The 16,462-nt window shown below is 35.1% G+C and carries 17 protein-coding genes and 1 tRNA gene; 12 read left to right on the top strand and 6 right to left on the bottom strand.

Annotated features, from left to right (window positions below):
- The first annotated feature begins 99 nt into the window (after positions 1–99).
- From LX80_RS13085 to LX80_RS13065, 5 genes are read left to right on the top strand one after another with little or no spacing between them, the layout of a single operon-like run.
- Entirely contained in the window at positions 100–396 is a 297-nt protein-coding gene (locus LX80_RS13085; RefSeq protein WP_111297107.1) for a CD225/dispanin family protein, read from the top strand.
- The gene (locus tag LX80_RS13080) at positions 383–793 is read left to right on the top strand and encodes a DUF2752 domain-containing protein (protein WP_111297106.1); all 411 of its coding nucleotides are present in this window, start codon (positions 383–385) and stop codon (positions 791–793) included. The genes LX80_RS13085 and LX80_RS13080 overlap by 14 nt, the downstream gene beginning before the upstream one ends.
- A 57-nt stretch (positions 794–850) precedes the next feature.
- The gene (locus LX80_RS13075; protein ID WP_111297105.1) at positions 851–1,312 is read left to right on the top strand and encodes a glucosaminidase domain-containing protein; all 462 of its coding nucleotides are present in this window, start codon (positions 851–853) and stop codon (positions 1,310–1,312) included.
- A gap of 10 nt (positions 1,313–1,322) precedes the next feature.
- Positions 1,323–2,747, top strand: coding sequence for an SGNH/GDSL hydrolase family protein (locus LX80_RS13070; protein ID WP_111297104.1), 1,425 nt, complete (start codon positions 1,323–1,325; stop codon positions 2,745–2,747).
- A gap of 8 nt (positions 2,748–2,755) precedes the next feature.
- The gene (locus tag LX80_RS13065) at positions 2,756–4,243 is read left to right on the top strand and encodes an MBOAT family O-acyltransferase (protein WP_111297103.1); all 1,488 of its coding nucleotides are present in this window, start codon (positions 2,756–2,758) and stop codon (positions 4,241–4,243) included.
- Positions 4,244–4,368: 125 nt separating this feature from the next.
- Here the strand turns inward: LX80_RS13065 and LX80_RS13060 are convergent, their stop codons facing one another.
- From LX80_RS13060 to LX80_RS13045, 4 genes are all read right to left on the bottom strand, one after another.
- A complete protein-coding gene (locus LX80_RS13060) occupies positions 4,369–4,866 on the bottom strand; it encodes a GNAT family N-acetyltransferase (protein ID WP_111297102.1) in 498 nt (165 codons plus the stop codon).
- Positions 4,829–5,353 carry an ArsI/CadI family heavy metal resistance metalloenzyme gene (locus tag LX80_RS13055; protein ID WP_111297153.1) on the bottom strand — a complete coding sequence of 175 codons (525 nt, stop codon included), beginning with the start codon at positions 5,351–5,353 and terminating at the stop codon, positions 4,829–4,831. The genes LX80_RS13060 and LX80_RS13055 overlap by 38 nt, the downstream gene beginning before the upstream one ends.
- Before the next feature lie 58 nt (positions 5,354–5,411).
- Positions 5,412–6,011 carry a sigma-70 family RNA polymerase sigma factor gene (locus tag LX80_RS13050; protein WP_111297101.1) on the bottom strand — a complete coding sequence of 200 codons (600 nt, stop codon included), beginning with the start codon at positions 6,009–6,011 and terminating at the stop codon, positions 5,412–5,414.
- Positions 6,012–6,171: 160 nt separating this feature from the next.
- Positions 6,172–6,244: transfer RNA gene (locus tag LX80_RS13045), tRNA-Lys, on the bottom strand.
- A 141-nt stretch (positions 6,245–6,385) separates the two neighbouring features.
- Here LX80_RS13045 and pxpB point away from each other — a divergent pair.
- From pxpB to LX80_RS13010, 7 genes are all read left to right on the top strand, one after another.
- The gene (gene pxpB, locus LX80_RS13040) at positions 6,386–7,099 is read left to right on the top strand and encodes a 5-oxoprolinase subunit PxpB (RefSeq protein WP_170120463.1); all 714 of its coding nucleotides are present in this window, start codon (positions 6,386–6,388) and stop codon (positions 7,097–7,099) included.
- A complete protein-coding gene (locus tag LX80_RS13035) occupies positions 7,099–8,100 on the top strand; it encodes a 5-oxoprolinase subunit C family protein (protein ID WP_111297099.1) in 1,002 nt (333 codons plus the stop codon). Before pxpB ends, LX80_RS13035 begins: the two co-directional genes overlap by 1 nt.
- Positions 8,087–8,827: a 5-oxoprolinase subunit PxpA gene (locus LX80_RS13030; RefSeq protein ID WP_111297152.1), complete on the top strand. Its 741-nt coding sequence runs from the start codon at positions 8,087–8,089 to the stop codon at positions 8,825–8,827. Before LX80_RS13035 ends, LX80_RS13030 begins: the two co-directional genes overlap by 14 nt.
- A complete protein-coding gene (locus LX80_RS13025; protein ID WP_111297098.1) occupies positions 8,784–9,986 on the top strand; it encodes an NRAMP family divalent metal transporter in 1,203 nt (400 codons plus the stop codon). Before LX80_RS13030 ends, LX80_RS13025 begins: the two co-directional genes overlap by 44 nt.
- Before the next feature lie 288 nt (positions 9,987–10,274).
- Positions 10,275–10,826 (top strand): hypothetical protein, encoded by a 552-nt coding sequence (locus LX80_RS13020; protein WP_146250526.1) that lies wholly within the window; start codon positions 10,275–10,277, stop codon positions 10,824–10,826.
- Between the two features lie 263 nt (positions 10,827–11,089).
- Positions 11,090–11,329, top strand: a complete 240-nt coding sequence (locus LX80_RS13015) for a hypothetical protein (RefSeq protein ID WP_146250524.1) — start codon at positions 11,090–11,092, stop codon at positions 11,327–11,329.
- Between the two features lie 143 nt (positions 11,330–11,472).
- Positions 11,473–11,871, top strand: coding sequence for a hypothetical protein (locus tag LX80_RS13010; protein ID WP_146250522.1), 399 nt, complete (start codon positions 11,473–11,475; stop codon positions 11,869–11,871).
- Positions 11,872–12,341: 470 nt separating this feature from the next.
- Here the strand turns inward: LX80_RS13010 and LX80_RS13005 are convergent, their stop codons facing one another.
- The gene (locus tag LX80_RS13005) at positions 12,342–14,735 is read right to left on the bottom strand and encodes a hypothetical protein (RefSeq protein ID WP_146250520.1); all 2,394 of its coding nucleotides are present in this window, start codon (positions 14,733–14,735) and stop codon (positions 12,342–12,344) included.
- Positions 14,736–14,924: 189 nt separating this feature from the next.
- A complete protein-coding gene (cysS, locus tag LX80_RS13000) occupies positions 14,925–16,430 on the bottom strand; it encodes a cysteine--tRNA ligase (RefSeq protein ID WP_111297093.1) in 1,506 nt (501 codons plus the stop codon).
- Positions 16,431–16,462: the final 32 nt, after the last annotated feature.

Below are 16,462 nucleotides of genomic sequence, written 5' to 3'. Positions count from 1 at the left end.
GCTGATAAAGAAAAATAATTTAGTTGTTTACATTGTTTTGAATAGCGACTCTTTAATTAAAAAATAACAATTACAAAATCAATCTTAAACCACAATTGTATGGAAAATTTCAACAATCAAAAACCGCCAAAATCATGGCTGGTTGAATCAATTTTGGTAACGTTATTTTGCTGTTTACCATTTGGCATTGCCGGAATTGTAAATGCTTCAAGAGTAGAATCAAGGTTCTATGCCGGTGATATAGAGGGTGCGAATAGAGCCTCTGCAGAAGCAAAAAAATGGACTATGGTAAGTTTCTTTATTGGTATTGCTATCGCTATTATCTATTTTATTTTAGTAATAGCCGGTGTAGCCAGTGCTTTTAAAATTGCCGGTGCTGCAAATGCGTACACTTAATATTTTTAAATGGGCTATTGCAATTATTTTCATTGTAATGATGGCAATGGTGTATAGAATTTTTAATCCTATTCATAGTGTGTTTTTTCCAAAATGCCCATTTCTATTATTAACCGGTTTAAAATGTCCCGGTTGTGGTTCGCAACGTGCAATACATTATTTGTTAAATTTTGATATTTTAAAAGCAATAAATGAAAATGTTTTGCTGGTGCTTTCTATACCATACCTATTAGCAGGGATAGTTTTTGAATCATTATTGTTGCCTAGCGATAAAATGTTGAAATGGAGGAAAAGGTTGTTTGGACAGCGAGCAATAATCGTCATTATAGTAATTGTAATGGTATTTTGGATATTTAGAAACATAACAATGAATAATATGATTTTTATAATTCTCTAATATATATTTGTAAAAATTAATTTGAAACGCCATTCATTCATCATTAACAATATACCCATGAAAAATATTTTAATGGCATTGGTTTTATTAACTATATGCACCAATGCTATTTCCCAACACAAATACATAAAAAAATTTAAACCATTGGTTGATTCGCTTTCTACTGTTTATGAAATTCCTTTTTCTGTTATTATGGGAGTATCAATTATAGAATCGGGGCTTGGTAGAGACAGAAATGCAAAATTATTAAACAATTATTTTGGTTTTGTTGGTAAAAATAATTTGATGAAAACACATGGCATTAAAACAAGGTATAAGCAGTATAACTCGGCAAAGGCTTCATTCGTTGATTTTTGCGAAAAAGTTTCTAAGCAATCATATTACCCCAAATTGCGCGGTAATATGCAATATGATTTATGGTTGAATGCTATGGCAAAGTCTGGTTATTCAAGTAAACCGGATATATGGAAAAAAGAAGTTACCTCAGTAATCAAAAAATATAAATTAGAACAATTATAATTTTTGATCAATGGATTATACTAAAAACCTTATTCGTTTTGTTATACTAATTACTTTTTTACTGTTTGCCATTTCTATTATTAGCAGTTATTCAAAATTTAAATGGAAACCGGTAAATAGCATTAACATTATAGCTGATGTAATTAAAGCCGATACACCAACATTAGTATTGGCTGAAACATCTGTTGACACAACATCTAAGTTTAATACTCCCGCTGTAGTAGTTGATTCTATTCAAGTAAATGATACACTGCAGAATAAAACAAATAATGATACATTAAGGACAGAAGTAGTACATACTGTATTTCAAAATTTTAGTGAACCTAACAGGATAACTGATTTTCAGCAAGATCCATCTGGCATCGTATTAAAACGATTCATAAATAAATTAATTGAACTGAAAAATGGGCAAAGAAAAAAAATTCGAATTGCATATTTAGGCGATAGTATGATTGAAGGCGACTTAATAACACAAACGCTTAGAAAATTATTGCAACAAACTTTTGGGGGTTACGGTATTGGCTTTATGCCCATGAGCAGTTTATATGGTGCTGATAGAAACTATGCTAATACAAGTTATTCCAACTGGCAGGAATCAAATTTTATTGCAAATAAAAACGGAAAAAAATTGTTCTTGTCAGGTCGTTGCTTTGAAGCAAATGGTTATGCTTATACACAAATAAAAGATAAAACTGCACCTTCAACCAGTATATTAGAAAAACATTTATTGTTTGGTAATACTTTAGGAACAACTACTGTTACTGTGAATGGTAAACCTGTCACCATTCAATCTGCCAATATTATGAATGATACCATTTTGGAAAGCAGTGCGGGCAATGCCCTTCGTTTTGAAGTTGTAAATGCGAATAATTTATACGGCTTTTCCTTAGAATCGCCTTTTGGTATCATTCTCGATAATTTTTCATTTCGTGGAATTAGTGGCCATGAATATGGAAGAATGGATACTGCATTTCTTTCCGCTATTGCAAAAACTCACTCCTACGATTTAATTGTTATGCAGTATGGCGTAAATATGTTTGTAAAACCTACCGATAGCGAGTTTAATTGGTTTTTTGGCCCTTTCACAAAATCTATTTATAAGTTAAAAGCGGCATTTAAAGATGCCGATGTTTTATTGGTTAGTTCTGCTGATAAAGCATTTCGTTATGATGATAGCTATAAAACGGCTATAGGTTTGCGTAACCTGCTAACCTTTCAACAAAGAGTTGCTTATTCAACCGGTTCGGCATTTTATAATACTTACGCCAGTATGGGTGGTGAGGGTAGTATGGTGCGTTGGGTGAATAGTAATCCGCCATTGGCTTATAAGGATTATACGCATTTAACACCCAAAGGCGCCGATATAATTGGTAAAAGCATTTATGATGCCATTTTATTTGAATATAATAAAGCTGTACAAAATAGTTCTAATTAACCCAATATATGTTCCCAACATTCGACCTTGATAAATTCTTGCACCAATTAGTATATGATGAAAACAATCCCTTATTGTTTAATAATGGTTTTTTTGTATACCTCTTCTTTATCTTCATTATACTGTACTATTTGCTTCGAAATAATTTAACGGCACGAACCAATTTGTTTTGCCTAACCTCTCTTTATTTCTTTTATAAAGCAAGTGGCTATTTTGTGGTGTTGGTAATTATTTCAGCTATTGCCGACTTTCTTATATCGAATGCCATATACAAATCTAAATCTCTCATTAAAAAGAAAGCGTTACTAATATTTAGTATTACCCTTAATTTAGGCTTATTATTCTATTTTAAGTACAGCAATTTTGCTATTCAAATACTCAATGACATATTTTTATTTCAAGTTCATCCGTTAAATATTTTATTACCCGTTGGTATTTCATTTTACACTTTTGAAAACATTAGTTATACGGTAGATGTGTATCGTGGTGAATTTGTTCCGGTAAAAAAATTTAATGAATATCTATTGTTTCTATCTTTTTTTCCTAAACTGGTAATGGGGCCTATTGTACGTGCAAAAGATTTTATTCCTCAGATAACCCTTCCTTTTCACATAACAAAAGAAGATTTTGCAAATGGTTTTGTATTAATTGTTTCGGGCTTATTTAAAAAACTGATTATTTCAGATTACATTACTTTAAACTACGTAAACTATATTTTTGATGCTCCTGAGCGATATAGCGGCTTAGAATGTTTGTTTGCTGTTTATGGCTATGCGGTAGTTATTTATTGCGACTTTAGCGGGTACAGCAACATTGCCATAGGTATTGCACAATGGTTAGGCTTTAAAATTCCCCCTAATTTTTTATATCCCTATCAAAGTTTAGATATCACTGATTTTTGGCGCAGGTGGCATATTTCGCTTTCAAATTGGCTAAGAGATTATTTGTATATACCATTGGGTGGTAACCGAAAAGGTAAATTAAGGCAATACCTAAACTTGGCTGCCACAATGTTACTAGGGGGTTTATGGCATGGTGCAAGTTTTAATTTTATAATATGGGGTGGGTTACATGGTATTGCTTTATCCATACATAAATTGTGGCATCAGGCTACGAAAAAAATTACCAATCATTGGCAAAAATTCGGTATTTACCAATTTTTCTCATTGCTGCTTACCTTCAATTTCGTTTGCTTTTGTTGGATATTTTTTAAGGCCAGTTCATTAACCGAGGCTGTAACCATGATTAACCAAATATGCTATCATCTAAATTTTTCTGTCTGGAATAGATTTTGGGAAAACTATCATAGTGTTATTATAATGATTGCCTTTGGTTTAGGCTTGCATTTTATACCGGCTCGTTATAATCATCGCTTTACATTGGGTTTACAACGGATAGGCCTTGTTGGTTATGCCATTATTTTTTTGTTATTGGTTCTTACCTATGGGTATTTCAAATCTAGCGATCAGGTTTTACCCATTTATCTTCAATTTTAAAAACCAATTCAACTAATATAAAAAAAGAGAGGCTGCGTTTTATAACAACCTCTTTGTATTGATTATATAATATTATAATGAATATGTGATTAAGTCATTCAATAAAGGCTCCCTTCAATGAATACTTATATGCCTACTTTGGTACTTCTTCGTTCCATTAGAATGGTGTTTTTCCATTCACTACCCAATTGGCCAATTTTTTCGCGATAGCCCACTAATCTAAATCCTACAGACTCGTGCAGTTTTGCACTGGCGGTATTTTCAGCAAAAATGCCGGCTTGTAAGGTCCAAATTCCATTGGCTTCACTTTCTGTAATTAATTGTTGTAATAGCTTTTTGCCTACACCTTTACCTCTTTGTTCAGGCGCAATGTAAACACTTACCTCTGCTACACCTCCATATACACATCGGTTTGATACAGGGCTAAGTGCGGCCCAACCAATTACCTTGTTATTTTCCACGGCTACCAATCTTGCAAAGGGTAAGTGGCTGTTATTCCATTGCTCCCATTCAGGTGCTTTGGTTTCAAAAGTGGCCATACCTGTGGCTATACCACTTTCGTAAATAGATTTTACTTGCTGCCAATTACTTGGTAAAAGCGGCATGATGATAAATGTTTCCATAACTGCCGGTATTTTTTGAGGTTAAAGCTTCGGTTTGTGGTATGTTAGCTTTTTGGCCATCATTGCCAGCCCATTGTTCCATTACTTCGGGTGCGGGTTTGGCATTAATGCCTTCGCCATAAACAGTTGCTGTGCCATGTGTATAAAACACTTCCCAATCAACGCCTTGTGGGTCGGTAATCCAGCTTTTTTGCGATTTTGCATAGCAACAAGTGCATTCACCTTCTTCTCTAACCGTGCCTTTTGCCTTTTGCATATGCTCATAAGCTTCATGTAAATCTGTTTCAGATTCAACTTGTAATCCCAGGTGTTCAATACCGTTTTCACTGTGTCCGGTTGATATGGCATAATTAATGCGTGGATCTTCTAACATCCATTTGGCATAATCGGGCTTTACAACAGTAGGTTCTGTGTTGAATAAAGCGGAATAAAAAGCAATGCTTTCTTGTAAGTTTTTTACACGAACGTGTACATGGAATCGTTTCATAAGTTTAATGTTTTTTGATAACGATAACAAGACGAAGCAGTGCTAAAAAAGACGCAAATTATTTTTCAATTTGCTTTTTTAAGTTTTGTAATGGCTCACAAGATGCTTTAATTTGGAAGGATATAAGATTTCCTTGTTTGTCGGTTTCAAAACGGCAACAAGTAATAAACTCGGCCTTTAATAATTGCCTGGCTCGTTGTATTCTGCTTTTGGTAGCCGATAATGTTAGGTTAAGTTCACGAGCAATATCGGCTTGTTTTTTATTGTCAATATCGTACATTTTTAATGGCGTTGCATATTCTTCAGGCAGAAATGCTAACATGGGTAAAATGTATTGTTGTGCTTCTAAAAATGCAGCATTGTCTTCTTGCTCTACAACTTGTTCCTCAATATATTCTTCTGAAATGGTGTTTTTATTTTTACGGTAATAATCGGCAATGGTATTTTGTGCAATTTGAAATAGCCAACTTTTCAGATTTTGAACTCCTGATTTGGAAAGACAAAATCCATAAACTTTTAATAATACTTCTTGCAAAATATCTTCTGCAATAGTATTATCCTTCACCCGCTTAACAATATAGCGGTATAAAGCTTCTTTGTATTCCTGCCATATAGCAGGTACATTGCAATTGGGGGTTTTGTTTTTAGGTAAAGTCATGCTAATTTATAAATGCGTGTTGTAATAACCGCCAGATAAAAATATTGAAAACAATTGAACTGATGTGCAATTAAATTTTAGTTCTGTCAGATTTCCATCATCCAATCTTAATTATATGCATAAAGTACTAAGGCCAAGAATTTATTTTGAAAAGCGGTAGTGACCCCGCAGGGACTCGAACCCTGGACCTACTGATTAAGAGTCAGTAGCTCTACCAACTGAGCTACGGAGTCAATTAGATTTTGCTTTCATAAATTTATTGAAAAATCCATGTGTAACCCCCTCTGGAAATTGCTATTAATGCACAATTAATATTTCAACACCTTGCTTCAACACATTTATTCGTAACTTAACAGCTTAATAAATGAATGCGCATGAATGCTGACTATCGTATATATGCTTTAAGCGATACAGCTATGGTTATTGATTGGGGTAACTTAATTAATGACGATATTAACCACACAGTACTTACCCTTTTTCATTGTATTAAGCAAGAAAATAAACCTTTTGTTCGCGATGTAATTCCTGCTTACAGTACTTTAACTATAGTGTACAATCCGGTAATGCTTTGGAAACAAGGCATTGAAAATATGGAAGCTTATTTGCGCAATTTTATTGAAACGGTAATGGGTCATTGCAGTGAAGAGGTCATGCAGCAACAGCCGCTTATTCAAGTGCCGGTGTGTTATCATCCACAAGTGGCACCCGATTTATTGGCATTTTGCGAAGCGAAAAATATTACGGTTGAAAAATTGATTGAGTTGCATAGCCAAACAATTTATCGCGTATTCATGTTGGGCTTTTTACCGGGTTTTGCTTATATGGGAACTGTTCCCGAAATATTGGAAATGCCGCGAAAAGCTTTGCCCGCTCAACAAGTGGCGGCGGGTAGTGTAGGAATTGCGGGAAGACAAACGGGTGTATATCCCTTCAATTCACCGGGCGGGTGGCATATTATAGGGCAAACACCCGAAGCAATGTTTCAACAAAACCGAATGCAACCGGCTTTATTACAGCCGGGTAATCGGGTTCAATTTGTGCCTATAGATTTAAATACTTTTAATTCATTACTTCAAAATAAAAACTAGTGTCAGTTGTTGTTATAAAACCGGGCATTGCCGATTCTATTCAAGATAATGGTCGTTATGGATGGCAACATGTGGGTATTAATCCCGATGGTGCTATGGATAAAACTGCGGCAGCAGTTGCTAATATTTTGGTGAATAACACTTTGGATTGTCCGGTATTAGAAATGAGTTTTCCCTCTCCGGTTCTGTTGTTTCAGCAACAGGCATTGGTGGCAGTAAGCGGCGCTAATTTTACGGCATGGGTAAATGATATTCCTGTACCCGTAAACACACCATTTATTATTCAAAAAAACTGTGTGCTGCAATTTAAACAGGTAAAGCGAGGTGCTTGGTGTTATTTATCTGTAAAAAAAGGATTTGGTATTCCTACCTGGATGGGAAGCTATAGCACCAATACTATTGCCGGTACCGGCGGTTTTAAAGGTCGCTTCTTGAAAAAACAAGATGAACTTCCGTTGGTTGATACTACTGATTACAGCCCTGTATTAGAGAATAAAGATGTATATGTTTTTCATGTTCAAGCCGATGCTTTACAATGGTATTTAAACACCAATGCCATCCCCGCTATTTTGAGTAAAGATTGGCATTTGCTAAATAAAGAAGCACAGAAACAATTTCAAGACAATGAGTTTCAGGTACAGCCCAACAGTAACCGCATGGGTTATTACTTACAAAGTAATGCCATTAAACCCGACCATCCTGTAACAGTTGTTTCAACTGCTGTTACCAATGGTACCATACAGTTGTTACCTAACGGACAGTGCATTGTGTTAATGTCGGGACACCAAACCACAGGCGGTTATCCTATATTAGCTACTGTTTGTAGTGCAGCACTATCTACATTGGCACAAGTTCGGCCACATGAATATGTGAAATTTACGCCTGTAACTTTGCGATATGCACACGAACTGATGCAACAACAACAACAATATTTGCAGCAATTACAATATGCTGCCATTGCCAAATTAAATGAATTGTTTTCAGCTTATGCTATCCATTGATTTGAACTGCGATATGGGCGAGGGAATGGAAACGGATGCCCAACTAATGCCCTATATTTCAAGTGCCAATATTGCTTGCGGTTTTCATGCCGGTGATGCCCAAATAATGCAACACACGGTTGCATTATGCAAAAATTATGGCCTTGCTGTAGGTGCACATCCGGGATTTAATGATAAAGAAAATTTTGGTAGAAAGCCAATACCGTTATCTGCTCATGAAATTGAAGTTTTATTGCAACAACAAGTGGATGCATTACAACATATTTGTACACAAATGAACGTGCCTTTGCATCACATAAAACTTCATGGAGCACTGTATAATATGGTATCTGCCGATGCTGCCTTAGCCAAACAAGTTGCGGATATTTTATATAAACTGTATCCAAACATTATGGTGTATGCATTAAGTGGAAGCCATTTTATGCAAGCTTGCTTGCAAAAGCAGTTGCCGGTTGCTGCCGAAGTTTTTGCCGATAGAACTTATACCAATGCAGGGCAATTAACACCACGTACACAACCCAATGCTTTAATACACACTACATCAGAATCGTTGCAACAAGTATTGCGTTTTATACAAGAAAAGGCTGTAATTACTACCTCAGGTAAAAAAATTGCCATTGCTGCTGATACCATTTGTTTGCATGGTGATGGTGCGCATGCAGTTGCTTTTGCAAAAACTATTCATGAAACGCTTCAACAACAAGGTATTGGCATACAAACCCTCTAACACACGTTCCGCTATTATAGGCGCTGCATTTTTAATGGCAACTTCTGCCATTGGGCCGGGTTTTTTAACTCAAACTACTGTTTTCACCAATAAACTGGGCGCTGCTTTTGCTTTTGTAATAGTAGTAACCATTTTAATTGATATAGCCGTACAGCTCAATATTTGGCGAATGATTAGCATGAGTAATTTACGGGCACAGGATTTGGCTAATAAGGTATTACCGGGCCTAGGCTATGTGTTAGCCGGTATGATTGTTTTTGGTGCTGTGGCATTTAATACTGGAAATGTTGCAGGTGCAGGTTTGGGTGTGCAAGTATGTACAGGGTTACCCACCCCCATTGGTGCAGCAGTAAGCGCATTGGTGGCTATTATTATTTTTTGGCAAAAAGATGCCGGCCATGCCATGGATGTATTTACCAAATACATGGGGTTATTAATGATTGTACTAACTTGTTACGTTGCATGGATAGCGCATCCACCTATGATAAGTGTGGTACAACAAATATTTTGGCCACATACTACCAGTACTATGGCAATTGTTACCATTGTTGGTGGAACAGTAGGGGGTTATATTTCGTTTGCAGGGGCGCACCGTTTGTTAGAAGCGGGAATAGTTGGTGCATCACAACTTAACAAGGTAAACAAAGGTGCTATTTCAGGAATTGTATTAACAGGCATTATGCGTTTTGTTTTGTTTTTGGCAGCATTGGGTGTGGTAATGCAAGGGAAAAATTTAGATGCAGCTAATCCTGCGGCAGCTGTTTTTAAATTATCTGCCGGCCAATTAGGATATTTCTTTTTTGGAATGGTGATGTGGGCTGCTGCTGTCACCTCCATTATTGGTGCATCTTTCACAGCCATTTCATTCATTAAAACATTTCATCCGGCAATTGAAGCACAACAAAAAATATGGGTAACGGGTTTCATACTACTATCTACCGGAATATTTGAATGGATAGGCCAACCTGTTAATGTGTTGGTATGGGCCGGTACCGTGAATGGGTTTATTTTACCATTAGCTTTATTTATTATTTTGATTGCAGCCTTACAACATAGGCTTACACCCAATTATAAACATGCACTTTGGTTACAAGTGGCTGGGTGGGTGGTAGTGGTAGCTTTATTATGGTTGGCGATGGAAACAATAAAAAAAATTTAACATTTGTTTCCATTTTATTAAATTCGAAAAAATATTATTTTATGACTTACCTCCCCGCAGTTAACTAGTACAATAAAAAATCATAGTATAAAATGTACCAATCTATTTATAAGCAAACTAGCGATTACTATATTATTCGTTAGTTTGTTATTTGCATCCTGCACAAAGTATACGTCGGTTTTAATACAGATCCGTCTAGCACAAGGAATATTGGCTTTTTTATTCAACCATTACAAAACGGCTCAGCTGGCACTAAATGCAATTAAATCAAACATCTTTTTTATGTTAATGCGTTATATACAAAAAATAAAATTTTTATTCATTATTGCTCTGGTATTTCCAATATCCTGTATTAGCCAAATAGACTCATTACATAATCTTGAAATCGAACAATTTTTAAGTAAAAATTTGCTTCATGGAGAAAAAATAATTCAAAATTTCACTAAGCCGGGCATCATTACCGATTCTAATAAAAAATACATTAGAGATACTTTGTTTAAACCATTTATGAACATTAATAGTATTGCTGCCTTTCCCAATTTTATTAAAAATGTCCATATGGGCATTGTTATAGATTCAGTAAAAAAATTTTTAAATTATAAGGGTAAATTTTTGCAAACAGATATTCAATCTAAATATGGTATTTGGTCATCATCCTCTTATGTTGTTTTAAAATATAAAATTAGAAACGTCCATTTTATAACTGAAAGTGAGTGCGTTTTTGATGGTAAAAACTGGTTTTACCCAGGTTTATCTTGGATTTTTCACATTCCAATTTTCTTTAATGATAAATATTGTGCAATACAAATTAGTGCAGTATATAATGACGAAGAAACGTGAACTACAATTACAAATCTTTACATTCTTCAAAAAAGAAATAAACACTGGGTTTGGATTAAGAACTAAATGAACATTCTAACAAAGCATTTAATAAATATAAAATTATTAATTAAATATGCTATATTATAAGATGAATTTACTCATATCTATTTAACAATACAGACAGTCAGTGTTATAAAGCTCTTTTGCTAATTCATGAAATTGTACATGCTTATATATTCACAAATCCTGAAGTATTAAATGGGTTAACGCAACATGCTTATATGTTACAGAACTATATTGATGGCATTATTGGGTCTTTGCAAACTTTCTTTCCCTCTTTAACTTCGCAACAAGCAGCCAGCTTAGCCTTAGGTGGGTTAGGGGATGATATAACCGGTACACAAGCTTTCGCTGATGTGTTAACTAAATATGGATTTACAACCAATATGAATAGTAGAGATTATTTTGCGTTTTATTCAAAACTTTATGAATATGGCACATCTGGAACAAGTTGTAAATAAATAAAATTAAAATAAATATGGTTACAATAAAACATGGATATACATTTTTGCTCACTGTCATTTTGATAAGTAATGTCCTATTTACCCAAAATGTTTTTGCACAACAAGTTAGCAGTAAATACAAACATGAATTAAAAAAATTCATGAAATTTATTAGAAATACTGAGTTTAAACAATATGATACTTTAAAAATTTATCCATATTTATCCAATAAAAATTTGTTTATGATTTCTTTATTTGGAACTGGTGTATATGGGCTTTCAAATGAAGAAAAAACATACTTAATTAAAGAAATACAGTCCGATACAGCCAAATATTATTTTAATAGACATTGGATGAAAAATGTTCAGTTCGTTCCCCAAAATCAGAAAGATGGATGGCGACTTTCAAAACCTATTTTTTTAAGAAATTATTTATTGTGTGCTTTTTCATTTGCAACTCCATATGACCCTGATTTTGCTTCTCAGTGGACATATTTGTATAAAAAGGAAAATGGGAAATGGAGTAGATTGTTGTTAATGGGTAAAATATTAGGTTATTAACAAATTTGCCTGTTCCGATTTGTAGTTTTTTATTCAATGATATTGTAAATATTATACCGGTAGCAATTTTGTTAATATGCGTATTTATGTTTATTCCCTATTTAAGGGAATAAAATATGGTTGATTACTGTTTCTAAGTACTAATTTGTTTTAGTGCTATAACTTCTGTTATTAATGCATCTTTTACATTTATTAAAATATTTCATTCGACCAATGAATTAAAACAAATTACATGTACTGCATTGCCGCTAACACAATATTATATGCTCGGCTTTTTCCTTTTGTGATAATAGGAATGGTTGATGATGAAGCATACAAAACTTTAATATATCTGAAAACCTTTTTGATCTCTAAATCTTCAAGTCAATACCCTAAAAAACGAATGAAAATTAATTTAACTAAGTAGGGTAAATTTTTCTTACATAAAAAAATGGTCCTATTTAGGACCATTTTTTTATGATTATGATTAATTACTCCAGCACTTTTTCTATGTGTGTTAATTTGCCATCTGCATTAAAGCCTTCTATAATTACCTTTAGTTTTTTACTAATGTCATTATTAAAGAAGTCTAATTTAACCTGTGGACTTTTTTTATTGGTTAACACAAATGGGTTCCAGTATAGGGTGCTTCTTACATCATCACCAAAAGCATCGGTTGATTTTTCATAATCCGGATTAAAGAATTGTTTAAAGCGTGTATAGCCACCCAATATCGTATTGTCGAGCCCGGGTGTGTTGGCATTGTAATTCTTTTTACCATCATTGCCACGCTTGGTGTAAATAGCTATGGCACCGCCACTTCCACCACCTACAGACCCAAAAAACGGTGGGCGAAATACTTTAATATAAGCCACGTCTGTAATAGGTAGGCTTTGTATCATGTCGGGTTGTGCCGGGCTTTCATCTAAATACAAATCGGGTGTGCTGCCGCGCCAGGTTAATGAGGGTGTGCCACCACTCATGTTAATTTGCAAACCTGCTACCTGCCCTTGTAAATAAGTAAATATATCTAATGCGCTATTGGCTCGTGGATCATCCATTACATCAAATCCGTAACTATCTCCTCCGGAAAATAAGCCGGTGGCGTATTTTTCATCTAACACCTGTAACGCACTTTTTACTTTGGCTCTAACAGTTACTTCTTTTAAAGTAGCAGAAGCCATTAGTTTGCGTAACCGTTCTTGTTCATCCATAAAATATTGCATACGGCGCAATGCCATACTATCGCTCCAGTTGGTTAAAGTAGAATTAATGGAAACATGCCTAGGTTGTAAATTGTATAAACCATTGGTAAAACTTACAACAGCTCCACTATTGCTGCTGCGTTTTCCATTTAGCATATAAAACAACTTTACAGTATCATAAAAGAAAACACCATCCTGTTCAAAAGTTCCATCTCTGTGAATCGGTAAAACCAAAAATTGCTTACTACTATCTTTTCCTTGAACAATTACATTTAAAAATGAGGACTCGCCTCCCAAATTATTGCTTCCATATACTTTGCCCTCTATTTTCAAAAAATTGGTTTCAGGCGGATATTTTATTGCCGGAGTTTTTAATGCCGCTAAATCAGCCCAATTATAACGACGCCACCCATTGGTCATCATTACTAAATCTAAATGGTGTACAACACTATCAGCATTACTGCTAAAATAGTAGGCAGGATTGTACACTTTTCCTTTAATGTCATCACTTAATAAAAAATCAGTGTATATTGAATGTTTATCATCTACCGGAACATCGGCATCGGTTACAGCAACCGACATGTTGGCGAATGCTGTATCAGATACAAAAAATTCAATGGTGTTTTTACCGCGCTTGGAAAGATTTACTGTGGGAAAACTAACCCTGGGTTGAAAGCTATAGTTATCATTGTTTACAAACACTATTCTTTCGGCAACGGGTATCCAATTTGCATTAAACAAAGTAACCTGAAGAATACCGGTTGGTAATTCTGTAGTCGGCAAGTCAGCCACTACACTGGTTTTGGCTGAGAAATTAATTCTTGATTTGTACACCAATTGCTGATTCATTTGTGCCATTAGGTACATGGTTTTATACAATGGATCATCATTGGCAGAACGTTCAACAAATAATATAGCTTTATCGGGTGCGGGTTGTACAGAAAGGGTAGCACCGTTAGGTAACGCTGTGGGTAATGCCGTGGTACCGGATTGCCCATTTTCATCCATCCAATAAATTTGATAGGTTTCACCTGCTTTAGGTTCAACTGAAAAACTGCCCATACCGTCATGTTCGGCCATAAATGAATCAATCAGTTCTTGTTTATTATTTTTAATGGCCCCTTTTATAAATACCGGATTGCCAAATTGATTGGTTGCCTTGAATGCTACCCTGCAGTTTAATCCGTTTACTAAGTTTCCGCCTTCAGGAAATAAATATACCTGGGTTTTCGGAATGGCAATACTGGTTTTAACCTGCGGTTGAATAACGGTAATATTGCGATGATATAAAAATGCGGTATCAAAATTCAACATCCAGCGCGTATAAGCTCTTACTTCTAATTTGTTGCCGCTGTAATTAGCAGGAACATCGAATGAACCGGATGCGGTTGCCTGAAATAAAGGTGCAACAGTATGCATTAATAAATTCCCCGAACCATCATACCAATCAACATAAAAATTTTTGCTGATATATGATAAGTCAATACCCGTCATTAAATAAGCTTTGTACCAAATAGTTTCACCTTTGTTATAAGCTCCTTTATCAAATTGCAAATGCACTTTTTCTTGTGGATAACGGTTGGCGTACACTTCCATCATTGAATCTAATACCTGAGCCTTTGTAGTTGATTGAAAGGTTAATAAAAACCCCAGGCATACCATAGCAAGCAATTTGTTCATGTGGTATAATTTAGGTTGATGATATAGGTTTGGTTTTAACTTTCTAATGTGTTTATTCAGCCACACCATTATTCGCCCTTTGCACCAATAGCAATATAAATTAAAAAAATTATTTGCCTGTAACAAACCTACTTATAAAAATAAGTTACTGGTGTTATAATTTAATTAAAGGTAAGAGAAAGCAAGAGTTTATAACAGCGTATAGCTCATGCTTCCGTCCTTTTCATCTTTAATTTGAATGCCTACTGCCAGTAATTCATTGCGAATAGTATCGCTGGTAACAAAGTCTTTTTTGGCTTTGGCTTGTTTTCTAATATTTAATAAAACTTGCATTACTTTTTGCAACAAATCGTTTTGTTCCGTTGAAGGATTTTGAAGACCAAATATATCTTCAATAAACAGCTTCATTTGTTGTTGCAATAGTTGTACGGTATGGCTCGACAAACTGTTTTCGGGAATTTGTTTGTTTTTCAAACTATTAATAACCGGTGCCAATTCAAACATATTGGCCAACACTTTTGCAGTACTTAAATCATCATCCATAAACTCGGTAAATTGGTTTACCCATTCTTTTACCTTATTATCTAATGCAGCGTCAGCCGGCTCCGTATTGTCGGGAATGGTTAAGCTTTGTAAGTTGGTATAAGCTTCCCAAAGGCGCTTCAACGCTTTTTCAGCCGCTTGTAAAGCTTCATTACTAAAATCGAGCGTAGAACGGTAATGCGATTGCAGTATGAAGAAGCGAATGGTCATGGGGTGGTAAGCTTGGGCTAAAATAGGATGTGTGCCACTAAATAATTCCGTTAGTTTAATAACATTGTTATAGCTTTTTCCCATTTTTTTCCCGTTAATAGTAATCATGTTATTGTGCACCCAATAACGGGCCGGGGGTTGGTGGTTGCAAACGGTGCTTTGTGCAATTTCACATTCGTGATGTGGAAATTGCAAGTCCATTCCGCCGCCATGTATATCGAATTGTTTTCCCAGGTATTTTGTACTCATAGCAGAGCATTCAATGTGCCAACCGGGAAAACCTTCGCCCCAGGGGCTGGTCCACCGCATAATGTGTTCAGGTGGGGCATTCTTCCAAAGCGCAAAATCGTTTTTATTTCTTTTTTCGTCCTGATTTTCTAATTGTCGGGTGGTTTCTAATTGTTCTTCTATATTTCTTCCACTTAAAATGCCGTACGGTTGACCAATTTTAGAAAAGTCGTTGTTATATTTTTCTACATCAAAATAAACAGAGCCATTTACCACGTAAGCATATCCATCGGCAATAATTTGTTGAATCATGTTAATCTGTTCTACAATATGCCCGGTTGCGGTAGGTTCAATACTAGGCGGTAGGGTATTAAATTGTTGCATGGCCCAATGAAACAGGTTGGTATATTTTTGTACCAGTTCCATGGGTTCTAATTTTTCTAAAATGGCTTTACTGCTAATTTTATCTTCAGCAACACGACCTTCTTCTTCAAAATGTCCGGCATCGGTAATATTGCGTACATAACGCACCTTATAACCCAGGTGTAAAAAGTAGCGATACAAAATATCGAAAGTAATATAAGGGCGTGCATGGCCCAAGTGACTTTCACCACTTACGGTGGGGCCGCATACATACAATCCCACTAATCCGGGGGTAATAGGTGTAAATACTTCTTTTTTACGCGAAAGGGTATTATATAATTGTAATGGCATAATAAAATTTATAAGGCTGTATGGTACTTACA

This window comes from Hydrotalea sandarakina (genome assembly GCF_003254115.1).
GTDB lineage: Bacteria > Bacteroidota > Bacteroidia > Chitinophagales > Chitinophagaceae > Hydrotalea > Hydrotalea sandarakina.
The sequence above is the reverse complement of the archived record's forward strand: the minus strand, read 5'-3'. Positions and strand labels throughout refer to the sequence as shown.

Coding starts and splice junctions, on each gene's coding strand:
- LX80_RS13055 (WP_111297153.1), bottom strand. CDS start 5,353: ATGAAACGATTCCATGTACACGTTCGTGTAAAAAACTTACAAGAAAGC.
- LX80_RS13070 (WP_111297104.1), top strand. CDS start 1,323: ATGGATTATACTAAAAACCTTATTCGTTTTGTTATACTAATTACTTTT.
- LX80_RS13050 (WP_111297101.1), bottom strand. CDS start 6,011: ATGACTTTACCTAAAAACAAAACCCCCAATTGCAATGTACCTGCTATA.
- LX80_RS13010 (WP_146250522.1), top strand. CDS start 11,473: ATGAAATTTATTAGAAATACTGAGTTTAAACAATATGATACTTTAAAA.
- LX80_RS13020 (WP_146250526.1), top strand. CDS start 10,275: ATGCGTTATATACAAAAAATAAAATTTTTATTCATTATTGCTCTGGTA.
- LX80_RS13080 (WP_111297106.1), top strand. CDS start 383: ATGCGTACACTTAATATTTTTAAATGGGCTATTGCAATTATTTTCATT.
- LX80_RS13075 (WP_111297105.1), top strand. CDS start 851: ATGAAAAATATTTTAATGGCATTGGTTTTATTAACTATATGCACCAAT.
- LX80_RS13085 (WP_111297107.1), top strand. CDS start 100: ATGGAAAATTTCAACAATCAAAAACCGCCAAAATCATGGCTGGTTGAA.
- LX80_RS13025 (WP_111297098.1), top strand. CDS start 8,784: ATGAAACGCTTCAACAACAAGGTATTGGCATACAAACCCTCTAACACA.
- LX80_RS13030 (WP_111297152.1), top strand. CDS start 8,087: ATGCTATCCATTGATTTGAACTGCGATATGGGCGAGGGAATGGAAACG.
- cysS (WP_111297093.1), bottom strand. CDS start 16,430: ATGCCATTACAATTATATAATACCCTTTCGCGTAAAAAAGAAGTATTT.
- LX80_RS13060 (WP_111297102.1), bottom strand. CDS start 4,866: ATGGAAACATTTATCATCATGCCGCTTTTACCAAGTAATTGGCAGCAA.
- LX80_RS13015 (WP_146250524.1), top strand. CDS start 11,090: ATGTTACAGAACTATATTGATGGCATTATTGGGTCTTTGCAAACTTTC.
- pxpB (WP_170120463.1), top strand. CDS start 6,386: ATGAATGCTGACTATCGTATATATGCTTTAAGCGATACAGCTATGGTT.
- LX80_RS13065 (WP_111297103.1), top strand. CDS start 2,756: ATGTTCCCAACATTCGACCTTGATAAATTCTTGCACCAATTAGTATAT.
- LX80_RS13005 (WP_146250520.1), bottom strand. CDS start 14,735: ATGAACAAATTGCTTGCTATGGTATGCCTGGGGTTTTTATTAACCTTT.